Origin of the sequence: Verminephrobacter aporrectodeae subsp. tuberculatae (assembly GCF_026127385.1) — a bacterium.
GTDB classification, from domain to species: Bacteria; Pseudomonadota; Gammaproteobacteria; order Burkholderiales; family Burkholderiaceae_C; genus Acidovorax; species Acidovorax aporrectodeae.
Genome location: NZ_QZCX01000001.1, coordinates 59,552 through 74,760, shown reverse-complemented (window position 1 = coordinate 74,760; position 15,209 = coordinate 59,552). Strand labels below are relative to the sequence as shown.

The following is a 15,209-nucleotide window of genomic DNA, read 5'->3' as shown; positions in this document are numbered from 1 at the left end:
GACGGTCCTTTCAGGCAGGGGTGGAGGGCAAGGATTCGGTCAGTGCGCCGCGGGGCAGAACACGACCGGGCACCGGGGAGGCAAAGCGCGCCAGGTCGAATGCATCGAGGGGCGTGCTGCTGTGTCCTTCATGCGCCAGTTCGGCGAGCACTTCGCCCACGGCGGGACCAAGCTGAAAGCCGGCCCCCGAAAAACCGAAGCCATGGACGAGGCCGGGCGTGGTGCGGCTCTTGCACAGCACGGGCTGGCGGTCGGGCAGGTAGCCCTCCGTGCCGCTCCAGGTGCGGATGAGGTGTGCATTTTTGAGGGCTGGCAGCAGTTCCAGCGCCTGTACGGCCAGCGCTGCGATGGCGTGGCGTTGCGCGCGCGCGCAGTCGGCGGTGAGCGCGATGCCCGAGCCCCCGCCCAGGACCAGGTTGCCGCGCGCCACCTGGCGGCAGTAGATGCTGCCACCTTCCACCCCCAGGCTCCACGGCATGAACATGGGCAGGGGCTCGGTGACGGCCATGGCCGGGTGGGCGGAGCGCAGGGGCACGGCCTCGCCGAATTGCGCAGCCAGTGCTCCAGCCCAGGCGCCGGCGCAGTTGAGCAGCACCGGCGCGTGTACCTGCAGATGGGTGCCTGAGCGCAGCGTGAACCGCTGGCCGTCGTGCATGACTTCGTCGAGCGGCGTGCGCTCGAGAATCTGCGCTCCGGCACGCTGTGCGGCCCAGGCAAATGCGGGCGCGACCAGGCGCGGGTTGGCTTGTCCATCTTCCGGGCAGAGCGATCCACCGACCGCGCGCGCACCGAGCCAGGGGCAGCGCTCGCGCAGGCGCGTGCCTGAGAGCAGTTCGATCCCCAAGTCAAAGTCGCGGCTCATGGCGCGGTAGTTCTCCAGCGCGTGCCAATCCGCTGGGCTGCGGGCGATCTTGAAATGGCCGCTGCGCAGGTATTCACCATCGGTGCCAATCAGCGTGGGGAGCCTGGCCCAGATCTGATGCGCGCGCTGCGCCAGCGGCAACTGGCTCAGGGGACGGCCCTGGCGGCGCACGCCGCCGTAGTTCACGCCGCTGGAGCGTGAGCCGCACAGGTCCCGCTCCAGCAACGCCACGTCCATGCCCTTGCGGCGCAGGGCCAGCGCGGCGGACGCGCCCACGATGCCGCCGCCCACGATGGCCACGTCGGTGCGGATCAGGCGGTGGCTCATGCGGCTCCAGGCGCGGCGCCGTGCCGTGTCTGCGCATGGATCGGGATGGGCTTGACGGGCGCCTGCCCGCGCAGGCGGCCCACCTGGTCCACGGATTTGCCGCTGGCCTGGGCCAGGATCTCGGCGGCCGCGACGGCGCACATGCGGCCCTGGCAGCGGCCCATGCCGACGCGGGTCAGCGCCTTGAGGCGGTTCATCTCGTCGACCCCCGCATCGCGTGCGCAGGCACGCAGTGCGCCGACGTGGACGTTTTCGCAGCGGCACAGTACCAGTGCGTCGGACGCGTGCGAGGCCCAGTCGGCGGGGAAGGGGAAGGCGCGCTCCAGCCCCTGGCGAAAGCCGTGCAACTGCCGCAGCTGGCGCTCCAGCGTCCGCGCCCGCGCCATGTCCGTGCTCACACCATGGTCGGCGAGCAACGCAAGGGCCGCGCGTTCGCCCGCCCACTCGGCCGCGTCGGCGCCCAGGATGGCTGCGCCGTCACCGGCCAGGTACACGCCGGGCGTACTGGTGCGGCCCGCCGCATCGTGTTCGGGCAGGTGGGCGCGGTGCATGGGGTCCCAGGCAAAGCGGCAGCCCAGCAGGTCGGCCAGTTGGGTTTCCGGGCGCAGCGCGTAGCCAAGGCCGATGGCGTCGCAGGCCAGCGTGTGTTCCTGCGTTCCGGCACGCCACACCACGCCGCGCACGCGGGCATCGCCCAGCACGCGCACAGGGCGGACGCCGGTGTGCATGGGCACGCCATGCGCGCGCAGCCAGCCCATGTGGTACGCGCCCCTGGCCAGCGTGGCGGGCTGGGCCAGCATGGCGGGCACGGCGGCCAGGTGGTCCGCAAAGCGCGCGCTGTCGAGCACGGCAGTCACCTTCGCGCCTGCGCGCGCGTACTCGCAGGCCACCAAATAGAGCAGGGGGCCGGTGCCCATCAGCACCACGTTTCGGCCAATGCTGCAGCCCTGGAATTTGAGCGCCACCTGGGCGCCGCCCAGCGTGTACACGCCGGGCAGCGTCCAACCTGGAATGGGCAGCACGCGGTCGGTGGCGCCACTGGCCACGATGAGTTGGCCGTAGGGCACGGTGCGCATGGTCTGTGTGGGAGCGTGCAGCGTGTCGAGCCAGCCGCCCTGGGCGTTCCACACCAGGCTGTCGGGCCGGTAGTCGATCCGCGTTTGCAGGGCGTCGAGCGTGTCGTGCAAGGCCGTCGCGCGCGCTGCCTTGGCACCATACAGCGCCCGGGGTGGGCGCTGGAATGGCGCTGGCGCACGCCGGTAGATCTGCCCGCCGCCGCGCGCGGCCTCGTCGATCAGCATGGGCCGCAGACCATGGGCGGCCAATGCCTGCGCCGCGCGGATACCTGCCGGGCCGGCGCCCACGACCACGGGTTGCAAGGGCGGCGGCGTCGATGTCATGCACCCCCCGCGTCCGTGCGCAGGGCCATGCCGGGCGCAACGAAGGTGGTGCAGGCGCGCAGCCGCTCGCCGCTGTCGGTCTGTACCCAGCAATCCTGGCAGGCGCCCATCATGCAAAACCCGGCACGGGGCTCGCCGCTGAATTCATTGCGGCGGAGCTGGGCGCCGTGCGTGAGGATCGCGGTCAGCACCGTGTCGCCTTCGAGGGCGGTGGCGGGCGCGCCGTCCAGCGTGAAGGGCACGGCCCGGCGCGCGCGCTCCGCCACGCGGTGCAGCAGGGGATGGGCGGGGGATGGGGTGGAAGCCCTCATGTGCGTCCCACCAGCACGCGGTCCAGGCCGTACACGCGGTCGAGCAGCACCATGGCGCAGGCCGTCAGCGCCACCATCAGCGCCGAGACGGCGGCCATCAGCGGGTCGATCGACTCGACGGCGTGCATGTACATGCGCACCGGCAGCGTCACCGTGCTGGGCGAGGTGACGAAGATCGACAGGGTGACTTCGTCGAAACTGTTGATGAAGGCCAGCAGCCACCCGCCCGTGACCCCGGGCAGGATCATGGGCAGCGTGATGCGCGTGAACACCGTGGCCTGACTCGCGCCCAGCGACAGGGCCGCGTGCTCGGCGCTGCGCTCGAACCCGACCAACGCCGCCACCACCAAGCGCAGCGTGTACGGCGTGACGATGAGCGCGTGCGCTGCCACCAGCCAGCCGAAGCTGCCCGTGCCGCCGATGAGCGTGAACAGACGCAGCAGGGCCACGCCCAGGATCAGGTGCGGAATGATCAGTGGCGACAGGAACAGCCCGTTGAGCAAGCCCCGCCCGGCAAATGCGTAGCGCGTGAGGGCAATGCCTGCGGGCACGGCCAGCGCCGTGGCCAGCGTGGCCGATGCCAGGGCCAGCCACAGACTGTTCCAGAATGACTGCACGAAATCCGGGTGCTCGAACACCGCCTTGAACCAGCGCAGCGAAAGCGCGGTGCCGGGCAGCGTGAGCGTGTCGTGGGGCGTGAACGCCACCGCGCACACCACCAGCAGCGGCGCCAGCATGAAGCCGATGACGAGGGCGTTGAACGCCAGGGCGATGGGTCCGTTCTTTTGCATGCCGGCGCTCACCCCAGTGCTTTCCTGTAATGGCCTTCCACCAGCCGGTGGTAGCTGAGCATCACGGCCAGATTCGCCGCCAGCAGGGTGAGCCCGATGGCTGCGCCCAGCGGCCAGTTCAGCGCGTGCAGGTATTCGTCGTACACCACGGTGGCCACCATCTTCAGGCGCCGTCCGCCCAGCAGGCCGGGGATGGCAAAGGAGCTGGCAGCCAGGCCAAACACGATGAGACTGCCCGACAAAATGCCCGGCAGCACCTGCGGCAGCACGATGCGGCGCAGCGTGATCAAGGGCGTGGCCTGCAGCGACAGGGCGGCATTCTCCACCCCGGGGTCGAGCTTTTGCAGCGAGGTCCACACCGGGATCACCATGAACGGCAGCAGCACGTGCACCAGGGCCACGACCACGGCGATTTCGGTGTAGAGCATTTTTACGGGCCCGACGCCGATGCGCCGCAGCGCGCCGTTCACCAGCCCCTCGGGGCCCAGCAGCATGCTCCAGCCAAAGGCCCGCACCACCACCGACACCAGCAGCGGCGCCAGCACCACCAGCAGCAAGATGGAGCGCCAGGGAGTGCGCATGCGGCTGATCACATAGGCCTCGGGCGCGCCGATGGCAACGCAGAGCAGCGTGACCAGTCCGGCAATCCAGAAGGTGCGCCAGAAGATGGCGTGGTAGTACGGGTCGGTAAACACCTGCCTGTAGTGCGCGAGCGTGAATTCCCCGGCCTGGACGCCGGTGGCCGGGTCGAACCCGTTGAACGACAGCACGGCCGTAAGCCCCAGCGGCACCAGCAACAGCGCGCTGAACATCGCCAGCGCGGGGCCGGACAGCCACCAGGGAACGGCCCTTGCGTGCAGCAGGGTCATGGCAACGCCTCGGCCCCGGCGGTCTCGTCGGCCGGCAGCAGGCGCATGCAGTGGTCGGGCCAGTCCACGCCGGTGCGCTCGCCCTCGCTCAGTGCGTCACGGCCGTCGTTGGGGGCCAGCACCATCAGGTCGCCCACGGCAGTGCCCACACGGTAGAGCCACTGGCTGCCCAGGAAGAAGCGTTCGCGCACCTGGCCATCGATCCGTCCAGCGGGCACGCAGTGCAGCTTTTCGGGACGCAGGCTCAGCAGCACCGCGGTACCCGGAAGAAAGCGCGGGCCATCCACTTGCACAGCGAGCGGGCCCAGCGCCACGTGCGTGCGCGCGCCGCTGGCCGTGACGGTGCCGGGCAGCAGATTGGTCTTGCCCACGAAGGTGGAAATGAAACGCGTTTCCGGGTGCTCGTACACGCGGTGCGGGTGGCCGGTCTGCATGGCACGGCCGGCCTCCATCACCACCACGCGGTCGCTGATGGACATGGCTTCGCTCTGGTCGTGCGTGACCATCACCGTGGTGGCGCCCACCCTGCGCTGGATCTGGCGCAATTCGAACTGCATTTCTTCGCGCAGCTGGGCATCGAGGTTGGACAGAGGCTCGTCGAGCAGCAGCACGGGCGGCTCGATCACCAGGGCGCGTGCCAGCGCCACACGCTGGCGCTGGCCACCGGAGAGCTCGCGTGGGTAGCGGCTGGCGTGCTGCTCCAGGTGCACCAGAGCCAGGGCCTGGGCCACGCGCTCACGCTGCTCGGTCTTGGGCAGCTTGCGCATTTCCAGACCAAAGCCCACGTTGCCGGCCACCGTCATGTGCGCAAAGAGCGCGTAGCTCTGAAACACGATGCCCAGGCCGCGCACGTTGGCCTTGGCATGGGTGATGTCGCGGCCGTCGAGAGTGATGCGCCCGCTGGTCACGGCCTCGAAGCCAGCCACCATTTGCAGCGTGGTGGTCTTGCCGCAGCCCGAAGGCCCGAGCAAGGAGACGAATTCCCCTTTTTCCACCGTGAGGTTCATGGCCGACACCGCACAGGTGTTGCCGTAGAACTTGGTTACGTCGGTGAGTTCGAGGAAGGACATGCTTGATTCACTCTATGGCAATAAACAGGCCAGACTGCACCGGGTATTCCATTAATCAGAAGTTTCGTTCAATTCATTCCGGTCAATGGAATAACATTCAAGATATTCGAGCAATTTATTCCACGGAGTGAGGCATGGACGCAGCAAGCACAGCCACCGGCGGGGTTCCCCGGGTTTTTGCACTCATCCGGGCGCTGGTGGCGGTGCCGGCCGAAGGGGGACGGGTCACCCAATTGGCGCGTGCGGCGGGCCTGACGCAGGGCGCCACGCACCGTTTGGTGCAGTCGCTGCTCGCGGAGGGCATGGTGGAGCAGGACGGGCGCAGCAAGCGGTACCGGCTGAGCGTGGATTTCCTTGCGCTGGCCGCCAGGGCGGGCAATCCGGGTGATTTACGCAGCCTGTGCCGCCCGGTGCTGCTGCGCCTGTGCGCGAGCCTGGGCGACAGCATTTTCTTGCTGGTGCGCAGCGGGTTTGATGCGGTTTGCCTGGACCGTAGCGAAGGGGCTTTTCCCATCCGATCGTTCACCGGCGACATTGGCGGACGCGTGGCGTTGGGCGTGGGGCAGGGGGCGTTGGCGATTCTGGCTTTCTTGCCAGAGGCCGAGCGCGAAGAAGTCATCCGCTTCAACCTGCCGCGCGTGCGGGAGTACGGCGTGTACGACGAGGTCTGCCTGCGCACCGGGATCGAGCGGGTGCGGCAGTTGGGGCACGCGGATCGCAACACGGGTTTGCTCGAAGGCATGGCGGGCGTGGCCGTGCCCATTTGCGACCGCGAGGGCCGCGCCGTGGCGGCGCTGAGCGTGGGCACCGTTGTCGAGCGGCTCAACGCCGATCGCATGCCCACGGTGGTACAACTGCTCAAACGCGAAGCCGCCGCGCTGGGGCCCCGCATCAACCCGTTCGATGCCACGCTGCGCAGGCCTGCGCAAGGCCTGTCGGGTGCGTGAAGCGCTCCGTGGGGATCGCCTGCCGTGCCGGAGTCTTGTCCGAATGACTACCAAAACCGGCGAAAGTAAATCCTCAAATAATCAGAGGAGAAAATGCGAAATTACTTGGCGATCTTCATTCAAAGATGCCGCGCGCAGTATGCCGCAGTGACTTTGACGACGGCGTTCGCACGCTTCAACCTGGCATTGATTCTCGCCGCACTGGCTGGCGAAACCTTCCGCCTCTGTTTCGTTTGGAAAATGCTCAAGCAGGCGAGCGATGCGGCGACGTTTGGCATCGCCATGGCTGTCATGGGCTCTTTCCAGATTGCGTTTCGCCTGTGCGTCGGCTGGTTGGGGGACCGCTATGGGCCCTTGCGGGTGGTGATGTGCACATTCCTCATACAGGCGATTGTCGGGGGCACCCTCTCCGTGATGATGATCGAGGGCCACGACTCGCCGATCGCGGTCATCGCGCTACTGGGGGCGTTCGGCGCTTGCATGGGGGCACGCGATCCGGTTTCCTTGGCGGCCGTGGCAAGCCTCGTGCCCACCCATTGGGTGACCAAAGCCATGGGATTGCGGGGCGCTGTCTCCAGCGCCACGTCGGTCATCGGCCCGGTGTTCGCGGGCATCGCACTGGCCGTGCTGGGTGCCGATGGAGGTGTGCTCAGCAGTGCATCGTTGCTTTTTCTCACGGGGCTGTTTTTGATGGGGGTCGGGAATGGCGCAGACACTCGGTTATCTGGCGAAACCCTGTCGAGTGCCGCGTTCATCTCCACTTGGGTGCAGCAAACCGTGGGCAGCCTGCGCATATTCGTCAGGCTTCGAGCCGACTTTTATCTTTGCCTTGTGACTTGCGCGGTGAATTTCGTCCTGCCGGCGCTATTCAGCATCGTGATCCCCTTTCTGGTGATTCACGTGTATCGACTTCCACCGTCGCTCATCGGCCTGTTCGATTTCTTTTTCGCGCTGGGCATGGTGGTTGGTGGATGCTTGGTCGTCGGCTGGGCGAATCGCACCTTCGGCAAGCGCAATGCGATCGTGATCGGGCTGGCCAGCACGGCAATCCCGCATTTCTTTCTTGCCTTGTCATCCAACGTGGTTCTGTCGTCGGTCGGGATGTTCCTGGCCGGCCTGGGAATGCTCAACCTCTTTACCAACGGATCGGGGCTGCGTGCCACGGCAACGCCGCCGGAATTTCGCTCGCGCGTTTTTTCCGCTGCATCCTTTCTGGTCGCAGTCTCCATTGCGCCAGGCATGTGGGTGATTTCAGCGTTGCTGCCAGTGCTCGGCCCCCATGTCCTGCTGCTGTGCACCGGCACCGCTACGGTGTGCGCCGCCGCCCTGGTCTACGCAGTCCCGGATTTGCAAACGCTGATGAAACTTTCGGAAGACGACAGCGCAGGGGCCTATGCCCGGCTGTACCCCGCCGCTTTCCAGACACCCCGGGCGTGATGTCCATGCACCGGCCCGCTTGGCCGCAATCAGGAATGGGGCTCGTCGCGCGCTGCCTCGTCCGCCTCGTCCAGATGCCGGGTGTCCGCCCAGCCGACCAGGGTCAGGCCATCGGGGGTCCATAGCAGCCGGTTGATCGCCGCGTTTGACAGCTGCCAGGTGCGGGGCGTCTGGATCTCCTGGCCGGTGGCCAGGCGGTACAGCGTGTCGAGCACGCCGCCGTGCGCCACCAGCAGCACCTGCTCACCCAGGTGCTGCTGCGCGAGTGCGTGCGTGATGCGCGTGATGCGCGCGCGCAACGCCGCCAGCGACTCGCCGCCCTCGGGCGCGTAATCCGGGTCGCGCCTGCGCCAGCGCCGCGCGTCTTCGGGCCGCTCGGCCTCGATCTGCGCAAAGGTGCGCCCCTGAAAGCAGCCGAAGCTGCGCTCGCGCAAGCCCGGCTCGGTGCTCAGCGGCGCGCCCGTGGCGCGGGCCACGGCCTGCGCCGTGGCGCGCGCGCGCTGCAGGTCGCTGGTGTAGATGGCGGCGATCGGCTCGCCCACGAGCGCGCGCGCCAATCGTTCGGCCTGCCACAGGCCGGTGTCGTTCAGGGGAATGTCCAGGTGGCCCTGGATGCGTGTGTCCACGTTCCAGGCGGTTTCGCCGTGGCGTACGGCAACGATGCGGGTGGCTTGCATGCAAGAGAGGGGGCGAGGGTGATGGGCGCGCGCCGTCAGGGGGCGGGCGGGGGCAGGGGCAGGCGCAGCTGGCGCCTGCCGTGGGGCGGCGCGGGAAAGCCGTTGAGCGCCGCGTCGAACAGAACGCCGTAGACGGCCGGGTCGCTGACCCACACGTTCTCATGCACGGCCGAGGTTTCGTAGACGACGGCCTGGGTTTGCGCGTCGCGCAGCACCAGGCTCACCGCGCGGCGGTACAGCGGCGTGGGTCCGCCCATGCCCCAGCCGCCAAATGCCCAGGGCGGCGGGCCGTACCAGCCGCCGAATACTCCGGGCGGCCGGCCGTACCAGCCGCCAAACGCCCAGGGCGGGCCATAAAAGGCATACGGCGCAGAGGGACCGTGGCGCGGGACGCTGCTCGCCTGGACGCCGATTTGCACCAGCAACCGGGGCGCGGCGTCGTCGCGTTGCAGCCCCACGCGCGCCAGCGCCCGTTCCGCCAGCGCCGCGATCGGCTCGAACGCGGGCGTCTGCTGCGAGGGCAGGCGCTCGATGCGGTAGGTGGCTGGCGCCGGCAGCGCCGTCAGGGTCGAGAAACTCTCTACTTGGCCATCGACCAGGCGCGTGCTGCTGCAACCCGCGAGTGCCGCAGCGGCAAGGCCCAGGAGCAGGGTGGAAATCCATCGGCGCAGCATGCTCAGTCTCCTGAAAAGGGGGAAGCCTCCTGGGAGTTGCGCGGGCCTTGCATGGTTCAAGGCCGTTGCACCACCTGCATGCCGGGCAGGGTCGGGGCGGGCGCCGGGAACGTGTCCGGGTCGAACGCCCTGTCGCCGTCCGCGCTGGCCACGCCCGTGGCCCGGGCGTTTTCAAAGTCGTAGAGGCGGCCGTCGAGCAGGTGCGAGGCAACGACGTTCTGCAGGGCGTTGAACATATTCGGCACGCGGCCCGGGAAGCGCCCTTCCCAGTCGCGCAGCAGGTCGCCGACCTGCTTGCGCTGCAGGTTCTCCTGGCTGCCGCACAGATTGCAGGGGATGATGGGAAAGGCGCGGTGCGTGGCCCAGCGGGCGATGTCCTTCTCGGCCACATAGGCCAGCGGGCGGATCACCACGTGCCTGCCGTCGTCGCTCACCAGCTTGGGCGGCATGCTCTTGAGCTTGCCGCCAAAGAACATGTTGAGCAGCAGGGTTTGCAGAATGTCGTCGCGGTGGTGGCCCAGCGCAATCTTGCTGCAACCCAGTTCGCCGGCGACGCGGTACAAAATGCCCCGGCGCAGGCGGCTGCACAGGCTGCAGGTGGTCTTGCCCTCGGGGATGAGCCGCTTGACGATGCCGTAGGTGTCCTCGTTCTCAATGTGAAAGCGAACGCCGGTACGGGCCAGGTACTCGGGCAGCACGTGCGCGGGAAAGCCCGGTTGCTTCTGGTCGAGGTTCACCGCCACCAGCTCGAAGCGGATCGGCGCGCGCGCCTGGAGCCGGAGCAGGACGTCGAGCAGCGTGTAGCTGTCCTTGCCGCCCGACATGCAAACCATGACCTTGTCGCCCTCCTCGATCATGCGGAAGGTGGTGATGGCCCGCCCGGCCTCGCGGCACAGGCGCTTTTCGAGCTTGTGCGTTTCGTGCCCGATCTTCACTGCGCTGCGCGGGGAGGCAATGGTTTCGGCTTCGGTCCGGGCGACGGTGCTCATGCCCCGGATTGTCTCATTCCCGTGGGCGCCACCGCCGCAGCTACCACTGCCCGGTCTCGACGCGGATGGCCACCTCGCAGTCGGCAAAAATCTCCAGCTTGGCAATCGTCACGCGCACGCCGAGCACGCCGGGCAGTTGCAGCAGGCGCTGGGCGAGCTTGCCGATCAGGCTCTCGAGCAGGTTCACGTGCTCGGCCGTGCATTCGTCGATGATGATCTGGCGCACGCGGCGGTAGTCCAGCACATGGCTGATGTCGTCGTCGCGCGGCGCCAGGGGGTGCACGCCCAGGCGCAGCTCGGCGTCCACCTGAATCGGCTGGGGCGCCGTTTTTTCGTGGTCCAGGATTCCCAGGTTGGCGTCAAAGCGCAGGCCGCTGAGCGTGAGGGTCCGGGTGCCGGCAGCGTGGGTCATGGAATGGGTCCGTGCACCTGCGCTCACATCAGCGAAAAATCGCGCTCGAATTTCATCAGGTGCTGGCCGCCGTCGACCAGCAGCGTGGTTCCGGTCAGCGAGCGGTTCTCCAGCGCAAAGCGCACCGCGGCGGCCACGTCCTCGGGGGTGGAGGAGCGGCCGAGCGGGCTCAGCGTGTGCAACTGCGCAAAGCGCTCGGCGCTGAGCAGCTGGCTGCCCAGCGTCAGGCCCGGGGCCACGCCGACCACGCGCACGCGCGGCGCCAGCGCCAGCGCCAGCATCGTGCCCGCGGCCTCGAGCGCGGCCTTGGAGAGCGTGTAGCTCATGAAATCGGGGTTCTGGTTCCAGAGCTTCTGGTCCAGCAGATTCACCACCACGCCCCGGGCCGCGCAATCGCCCGCTGCGGCGCGCTCGCCGAGATGCTGGTGCAGCGCCTGCGCCAGCATCACGGGGGCCGCGGCGTTGCTGCGCAGGTGCCTCTCGAGCGCGGAAAAACCAAAGCTCCGGGCATCGTCGTGCTCAAACAGGGACGCGCTGTTGACCACCGCGTCGAGCTGGCCGAAGTGCCCGATCACCCGGGGCAGCAGCGCGCGCACCGCGGCCTCGTCCTGAAAATCGGCGGCGAACGCGGCGCTGGTGCGCGCCAGCGCCGCGCATTCCTCCGCGGTTTGCATGGCGTCGTGCTTCGACGCGCGGTAGTGCACCGCCACCTGCCAGCCCTCGGCCGCGAGCGCCAGCGCAATGCAGCGGCCCAGGCGCCGGGCGGCGCCGGTGACGAGCACCGTGCGGGGCCGGGGCAGGGGGGACGGAGAGGGCGAGGAGGGCAGGGCCGACATGTGGGGGAGAATGCGCGCCGTGATTCAGGAACGGCACAGTGTAGCGACCCCCTTGCAAGAGCACATCCGCGCGGCGATTGCCGCGGCGGGCGGCTGGATCGGGTTTGACCGCTTCATGGCGCTGGCCCTGTACAGCCCGGGACTGGGTTACTACGCCAACGACAGCGCCAAGTTCGGCGCCCTGCCCGCGTCGGGCAGCGACTTCGTGACCGCGCCCGAGCTGACCCCGCTGTTTGGCCAGACGCTGGCCGTGCAACTGGCGCAGGCGCTGGAGGCCACGCAAACGCACGAGCTTTGGGAGTTTGGCGCGGGCTCGGGCGCGCTCGCGCTGCACCTGCTCGATGCGCTGGGCGAGCGGGTGCGGCGCTACACCATCGTGGACCTGTCGGCCAGCCTGCGCGCGCGCCAGCAAACGCGGCTCGCGGCGCACGCGCACAAGCTGCGCTGGATGGACGCGCTGCCCGAAAAATTCAGCGGCGTGGTGCTCGGCAACGAACTGCTCGACGCCATGCCGGTGCAACTGCTGGCCCGCCATGGCGGCCAGCGGGGCGGCATCTGGCATGAACGCGGCGTGGTGTCCGGCGACGACGGCGCCCTGGCCTGGTCCGACCGCCCCACCGGGCTGCGCCCGCCCGTCGGGATCGAAGGCCCGCAGGACTACCTGACCGAAATCCACGCCCAGGCCGAGGCCTTCATCCGCACGCTGGCCGACCGGCTCGCGCGCGGCGCGGTCTTTCTGCTGGACTACGGCTTTGGCGCGAGCGAGTACTACCACCCCCAGCGCCATATGGGCACGCTGATGTGCCACCGCGGGCATCGGGCCGACGGCGACCCGCTGACCCAGGTGGGCCACAAGGACATCAGCGCGCACGTCAACTTCAGCGCCCTGGCGCTGGCCGCGCAGCAGGCCGGGCTGCACGTGCTGGGCTACACCACGCAGGCGCACTTCCTGATCAACTGCGGCCTGCCAGAGAAAATGCAGCATGCATCGATCGCGGAACGTGCGCGGGCGGCCCCATTGATCATGGAACACGAGATGGGCGAACTGTTCAAGGTGCTGGCCCTGGGCGCGGGCGTTGCGTGGGAGCCACTGGGCTTTGCGCGCGGCGACCGCACGCACCGGCTCTGAGTTCGCACCCGGCCAGGCGGCGGCGCCGGCTGCGCGCGAATCGCCGGCCCGAACGTCATCAAACCGACATCAAAACTTCATGGCCGTGTCACCTGCGGTTTCTATGCTCTGTCGGTTTTGCAAACGACAACCCAAAGGAACCCCCATGACCCAGCGTGTGGACGCGCCCGAGCAGGCGATCGACTTCAACAACGAGGATTCCAACAACTCCGCGAACCCGACGTTTGATTCGGTGCTCAGCACCCGTTTGTCGCGCCGAGGCCTGCTGCGGGGCGGTGTGGGCACGGTGGGCAGCGCCATGCTCGGCGGCTTTGGCGTGAGCGCCTGCGGTGGGAACGGCGACGGCAACGGCAATGGCGACAGCAACGGCGACCCGCAGGTGCCCAAGCTGCTGGGTTTCGACGCCGTACCCAAGAGCCTGGCTGACGGAGTGAGCGTCCCCGCGGGCTACACCGCGAGCGTGCTGTTTGCGCTTGGCGACCCCATGGCATCCGGAGTGGCTGCCTACAGGAACGACGGCACGGACACCGACCTCGACCAGCGCGCCGGCGACCACCACGACGGCATGGAATGGTTCGGCCTCGGAGCCGACGGCAAGCGCAACGACAACGCCACCGAGCGCGGCCTGCTGGCCATGAACCACGAGGCCACCACCAACGAAAAGCTGTCGTCGTACTTCCTGCACGCCGACGGCGGCGCCTCCAGCCTGCCCCGCGCCGCGGGCGAAGTGGACAAGGAAATCGACGTCCACGGCATTTCCGTGATCGAAATCGCCAAGTCGGCCGGCAAATGGTCCTACGCGCCCGGCTCTGCGCTGAATTTCCGCCTCACACCGCTGAGCCCCATCGAGATCGCCGGCCCGGCCCGGGGCTGTGCGCAGCTGATCACCAAGTATTCGCCCGAGGGCAGCACGACCCGCGGAACGCTGAACAACTGCGGCACGGGCAAGACGCCCTGGGGCACCTACCTCACGGCGGAAGAAAACTGGTTTGGCTACTTCACCCGCAGCGCCACCGATGACGCGGCGCGCGGCAAGGACAAGAGCGTCACGGCGCTGAACCGGTATGGCCGCAAGCAGGGCGCAGCCTCGCGCCACGGCTGGGAAACCGGCGGCACCGACGACAAGTACCAGCGCTGGGACATCAGCAGGACCGGCAGCTCGGAGGACGGCCGCGACGACTACCGCAACGAAATGAACGGCATGGGCTTCATCGTCGAGATCGACCCCTACGACAAGGCCCGCACGGCCAGAAAGCGCACCGGGCTGGGCCGCTTCGGTCACGAAAGCGCGGCCTTCGGCAAGGTCATCGCGGGCCAGCCGGTGAGCGTCTACATGGGCGACGACTCGCGCGGCGAGTACATCTACAAGTTCGTCTCCAACGCCCTGTGGAGCGCGGCCGACGCGAACGCCGCCGACCGCATGGCCGTGGGCAACAAGTACCTCGACGACGGCAAACTGTACGTCGCCCGATTCAACGCCGACGGCACGGGAACATGGGTCGAACTGGCCCTGGGCAACAGCACCATTGCAGGCTACGCCAGCTACCGGTTTGCCGACGCGGCGGACATCGCCATCAATACCCGCCTGGCAGCGGACGCCGTGGGCGCGACCCGGATGGACCGCCCCGAGTGGAGCGCCGTAAACCCCGCGAACGGCGAGGTCTACTTCACGCTCACGAACAACAAGGACCGCAGCGTCAACCCGGGCAGCGGCCAGCACGCGCTCGACGCGGCCAACCCCCGGGCGTATACGGACATGAAGGGCACGAGCAAGCAGGAGGGCAACCCGAACGGCCACCTGGTGCGCCTGAAGGAAGGCGCGTCGGTAACGGGTTTCGCCTGGGACGTGTACCTGTTTGGCGCCGAAGCCGGCGCGGACAAGACCCGGATCAACCTCTCCGCGCTCACGGACGATCAGGACTTCTCCAGCCCCGACGGTCTGGCCTTCAGCAAGGCCACCGGAATCTGCTGGATCGAAACCGACGACAACGCCTACACCGACGTGAGCAACTGCATGCTGCTGGCCGCCGTTGCCGGCCAGGTGGGCGACGGCGGCAAGAAGACGCTGAGCTACACCAAGACCGACGGCAGCAAACTGGACATCGTCACCCCCGTGGGCAAGCCCGCGACGGCGGACACGCTCAAGCGCTTCCTCGTCGGACCCAAGGGCTGCGAAATCACCGGCTGGGCCGAAACGCCGGACGGCAAGACGATCTTCGTCAACATCCAGCATCCTGGCGAGGACACCGGCGCAGCAAATCTGACCGACCCCGCCAAGTACCAGAGCCAGTGGCCTTCGAACGTGGGCTACGGCGCAGGCAAGCGACCCCGGTCGGCGACCATTGCGATTACCAAGAACGATGGGGGTCGGATTGGGACTTGATGGGGTGGTTGGGGGGGGGGCTGGCGGTCCGGGGCGAGCGATCAATTCGTGTGGCAGTAGCGCTTCGGGGGCGATCCACGGGTTTATCGGACTGT

15 protein-coding genes are annotated in these 15,209 nt (G+C 68.2%); 4 read left to right on the top strand and 11 right to left on the bottom strand.

Going from position 1 to position 15,209, the window contains the following annotated elements; genetic code table 11:
- Positions 1-10: 10 nt before the first annotated feature.
- The 6 genes from D5041_RS00190 to D5041_RS00165 are packed head-to-tail and all read right to left on the bottom strand — an operon-like array spanning position 11 to position 5,630.
- Positions 11-1,189, bottom strand: coding sequence for an NAD(P)/FAD-dependent oxidoreductase (locus D5041_RS00190; protein WP_265283555.1), 1,179 nt, complete (start codon positions 1,187-1,189; stop codon positions 11-13).
- Positions 1,186-2,589 (bottom strand): FAD/NAD(P)-dependent oxidoreductase, encoded by a 1,404-nt coding sequence (locus tag D5041_RS00185; protein ID WP_265283554.1) that lies wholly within the window; start codon positions 2,587-2,589, stop codon positions 1,186-1,188. The genes D5041_RS00190 and D5041_RS00185 overlap by 4 nt, the downstream gene beginning before the upstream one ends.
- On the bottom strand, positions 2,586-2,900 hold the full coding sequence (locus tag D5041_RS00180; RefSeq protein ID WP_265283553.1) for a (2Fe-2S)-binding protein: 315 nt from the start codon (positions 2,898-2,900) through the stop codon (positions 2,586-2,588). The genes D5041_RS00185 and D5041_RS00180 overlap by 4 nt, the downstream gene beginning before the upstream one ends.
- Positions 2,897-3,691 carry an ABC transporter permease gene (locus D5041_RS00175; protein ID WP_265259460.1) on the bottom strand — a complete coding sequence of 265 codons (795 nt, stop codon included), beginning with the start codon at positions 3,689-3,691 and terminating at the stop codon, positions 2,897-2,899. The genes D5041_RS00180 and D5041_RS00175 overlap by 4 nt, the downstream gene beginning before the upstream one ends.
- Positions 3,692-3,699: 8 nt before the next feature.
- Positions 3,700-4,560: an ABC transporter permease gene (locus D5041_RS00170; RefSeq protein ID WP_265259459.1), complete on the bottom strand. Its 861-nt coding sequence runs from the start codon at positions 4,558-4,560 to the stop codon at positions 3,700-3,702.
- Positions 4,557-5,630 carry an ABC transporter ATP-binding protein gene (locus D5041_RS00165; protein ID WP_265283345.1) on the bottom strand — a complete coding sequence of 358 codons (1,074 nt, stop codon included), beginning with the start codon at positions 5,628-5,630 and terminating at the stop codon, positions 4,557-4,559. The genes D5041_RS00170 and D5041_RS00165 overlap by 4 nt, the downstream gene beginning before the upstream one ends.
- A gap of 134 nt (positions 5,631-5,764) precedes the next feature.
- On the opposite strand from D5041_RS00165, the gene D5041_RS00160 reads away from it, so the two are divergent.
- Positions 5,765-6,577, top strand: a complete 813-nt coding sequence (locus D5041_RS00160) for an IclR family transcriptional regulator (RefSeq protein ID WP_010106197.1) — start codon at positions 5,765-5,767, stop codon at positions 6,575-6,577.
- A gap of 105 nt (positions 6,578-6,682) precedes the next feature.
- A complete protein-coding gene (locus D5041_RS00155) occupies positions 6,683-8,014 on the top strand; it encodes an MFS transporter (protein WP_265283552.1) in 1,332 nt (443 codons plus the stop codon).
- 29 nt (positions 8,015-8,043) lie between these two features.
- On the opposite strand, the gene D5041_RS00150 is transcribed toward D5041_RS00155, so the two are convergent.
- From D5041_RS00150 to D5041_RS00130, 5 genes are read right to left on the bottom strand one after another with little or no spacing between them, the layout of a single operon-like run.
- Positions 8,044-8,691: a histidine phosphatase family protein gene (locus tag D5041_RS00150; RefSeq protein ID WP_265283551.1), complete on the bottom strand. Its 648-nt coding sequence runs from the start codon at positions 8,689-8,691 to the stop codon at positions 8,044-8,046.
- Positions 8,692-8,726: 35 nt separating this feature from the next.
- Positions 8,727-9,365, bottom strand: coding sequence for a DUF4136 domain-containing protein (locus tag D5041_RS00145; protein WP_265259453.1), 639 nt, complete (start codon positions 9,363-9,365; stop codon positions 8,727-8,729).
- A gap of 56 nt (positions 9,366-9,421) precedes the next feature.
- Positions 9,422-10,354, bottom strand: coding sequence for a tRNA 2-thiocytidine(32) synthetase TtcA (ttcA, locus tag D5041_RS00140; protein ID WP_265259452.1), 933 nt, complete (start codon positions 10,352-10,354; stop codon positions 9,422-9,424).
- A 40-nt stretch (positions 10,355-10,394) separates the two neighbouring features.
- Entirely contained in the window at positions 10,395-10,766 is a 372-nt protein-coding gene (locus D5041_RS00135) for a dihydroneopterin aldolase (RefSeq protein ID WP_265259451.1), read from the bottom strand.
- A 23-nt stretch (positions 10,767-10,789) separates the two neighbouring features.
- Positions 10,790-11,602 carry an SDR family oxidoreductase gene (locus tag D5041_RS00130; RefSeq protein ID WP_265259450.1) on the bottom strand — a complete coding sequence of 271 codons (813 nt, stop codon included), beginning with the start codon at positions 11,600-11,602 and terminating at the stop codon, positions 10,790-10,792.
- Between the two features lie 10 nt (positions 11,603-11,612).
- On the opposite strand from D5041_RS00130, the gene D5041_RS00125 reads away from it, so the two are divergent.
- Both D5041_RS00125 and D5041_RS00120 read left to right on the top strand, forming a co-directional pair.
- Complete coding sequence (locus D5041_RS00125) at positions 11,613-12,731, top strand: class I SAM-dependent methyltransferase (RefSeq protein ID WP_029554683.1); 1,119 nt, start codon at positions 11,613-11,615, stop codon at positions 12,729-12,731.
- 145 nt (positions 12,732-12,876) lie between these two features.
- Entirely contained in the window at positions 12,877-15,114 is a 2,238-nt protein-coding gene (locus D5041_RS00120; protein ID WP_265283550.1) for a PhoX family protein, read from the top strand.
- Positions 15,115-15,209 lie beyond the last annotated feature (95 nt).

Excerpts from the sequence above, each read along its gene's own strand:
- D5041_RS00190 (WP_265283555.1), bottom strand. The coding sequence starts at position 1,189 with ATGAGCCACCGCCTGATCCGCACCGACGTGGCCATCGTGGGCGGCGGC.
- D5041_RS00185 (WP_265283554.1), bottom strand. The coding sequence starts at position 2,589 with ATGACATCGACGCCGCCGCCCTTGCAACCCGTGGTCGTGGGCGCCGGC.
- D5041_RS00180 (WP_265283553.1), bottom strand. The coding sequence starts at position 2,900 with ATGAGGGCTTCCACCCCATCCCCCGCCCATCCCCTGCTGCACCGCGTG.
- D5041_RS00175 (WP_265259460.1), bottom strand. The coding sequence starts at position 3,691 with ATGCAAAAGAACGGACCCATCGCCCTGGCGTTCAACGCCCTCGTCATC.
- D5041_RS00170 (WP_265259459.1), bottom strand. The coding sequence starts at position 4,560 with ATGACCCTGCTGCACGCAAGGGCCGTTCCCTGGTGGCTGTCCGGCCCC.
- D5041_RS00165 (WP_265283345.1), bottom strand. The coding sequence starts at position 5,630 with ATGTCCTTCCTCGAACTCACCGACGTAACCAAGTTCTACGGCAACACC.
- D5041_RS00160 (WP_010106197.1), top strand. The coding sequence starts at position 5,765 with ATGGACGCAGCAAGCACAGCCACCGGCGGGGTTCCCCGGGTTTTTGCA.
- D5041_RS00150 (WP_265283551.1), bottom strand. The coding sequence starts at position 8,691 with ATGCAAGCCACCCGCATCGTTGCCGTACGCCACGGCGAAACCGCCTGG.
- D5041_RS00145 (WP_265259453.1), bottom strand. The coding sequence starts at position 9,365 with ATGCTGCGCCGATGGATTTCCACCCTGCTCCTGGGCCTTGCCGCTGCG.
- ttcA (WP_265259452.1), bottom strand. The coding sequence starts at position 10,354 with ATGAGCACCGTCGCCCGGACCGAAGCCGAAACCATTGCCTCCCCGCGC.
- D5041_RS00135 (WP_265259451.1), bottom strand. The coding sequence starts at position 10,766 with ATGACCCACGCTGCCGGCACCCGGACCCTCACGCTCAGCGGCCTGCGC.
- D5041_RS00130 (WP_265259450.1), bottom strand. The coding sequence starts at position 11,602 with ATGTCGGCCCTGCCCTCCTCGCCCTCTCCGTCCCCCCTGCCCCGGCCC.
- D5041_RS00125 (WP_029554683.1), top strand. The coding sequence starts at position 11,613 with ATGCGCGCCGTGATTCAGGAACGGCACAGTGTAGCGACCCCCTTGCAA.
- D5041_RS00120 (WP_265283550.1), top strand. The coding sequence starts at position 12,877 with ATGACCCAGCGTGTGGACGCGCCCGAGCAGGCGATCGACTTCAACAAC.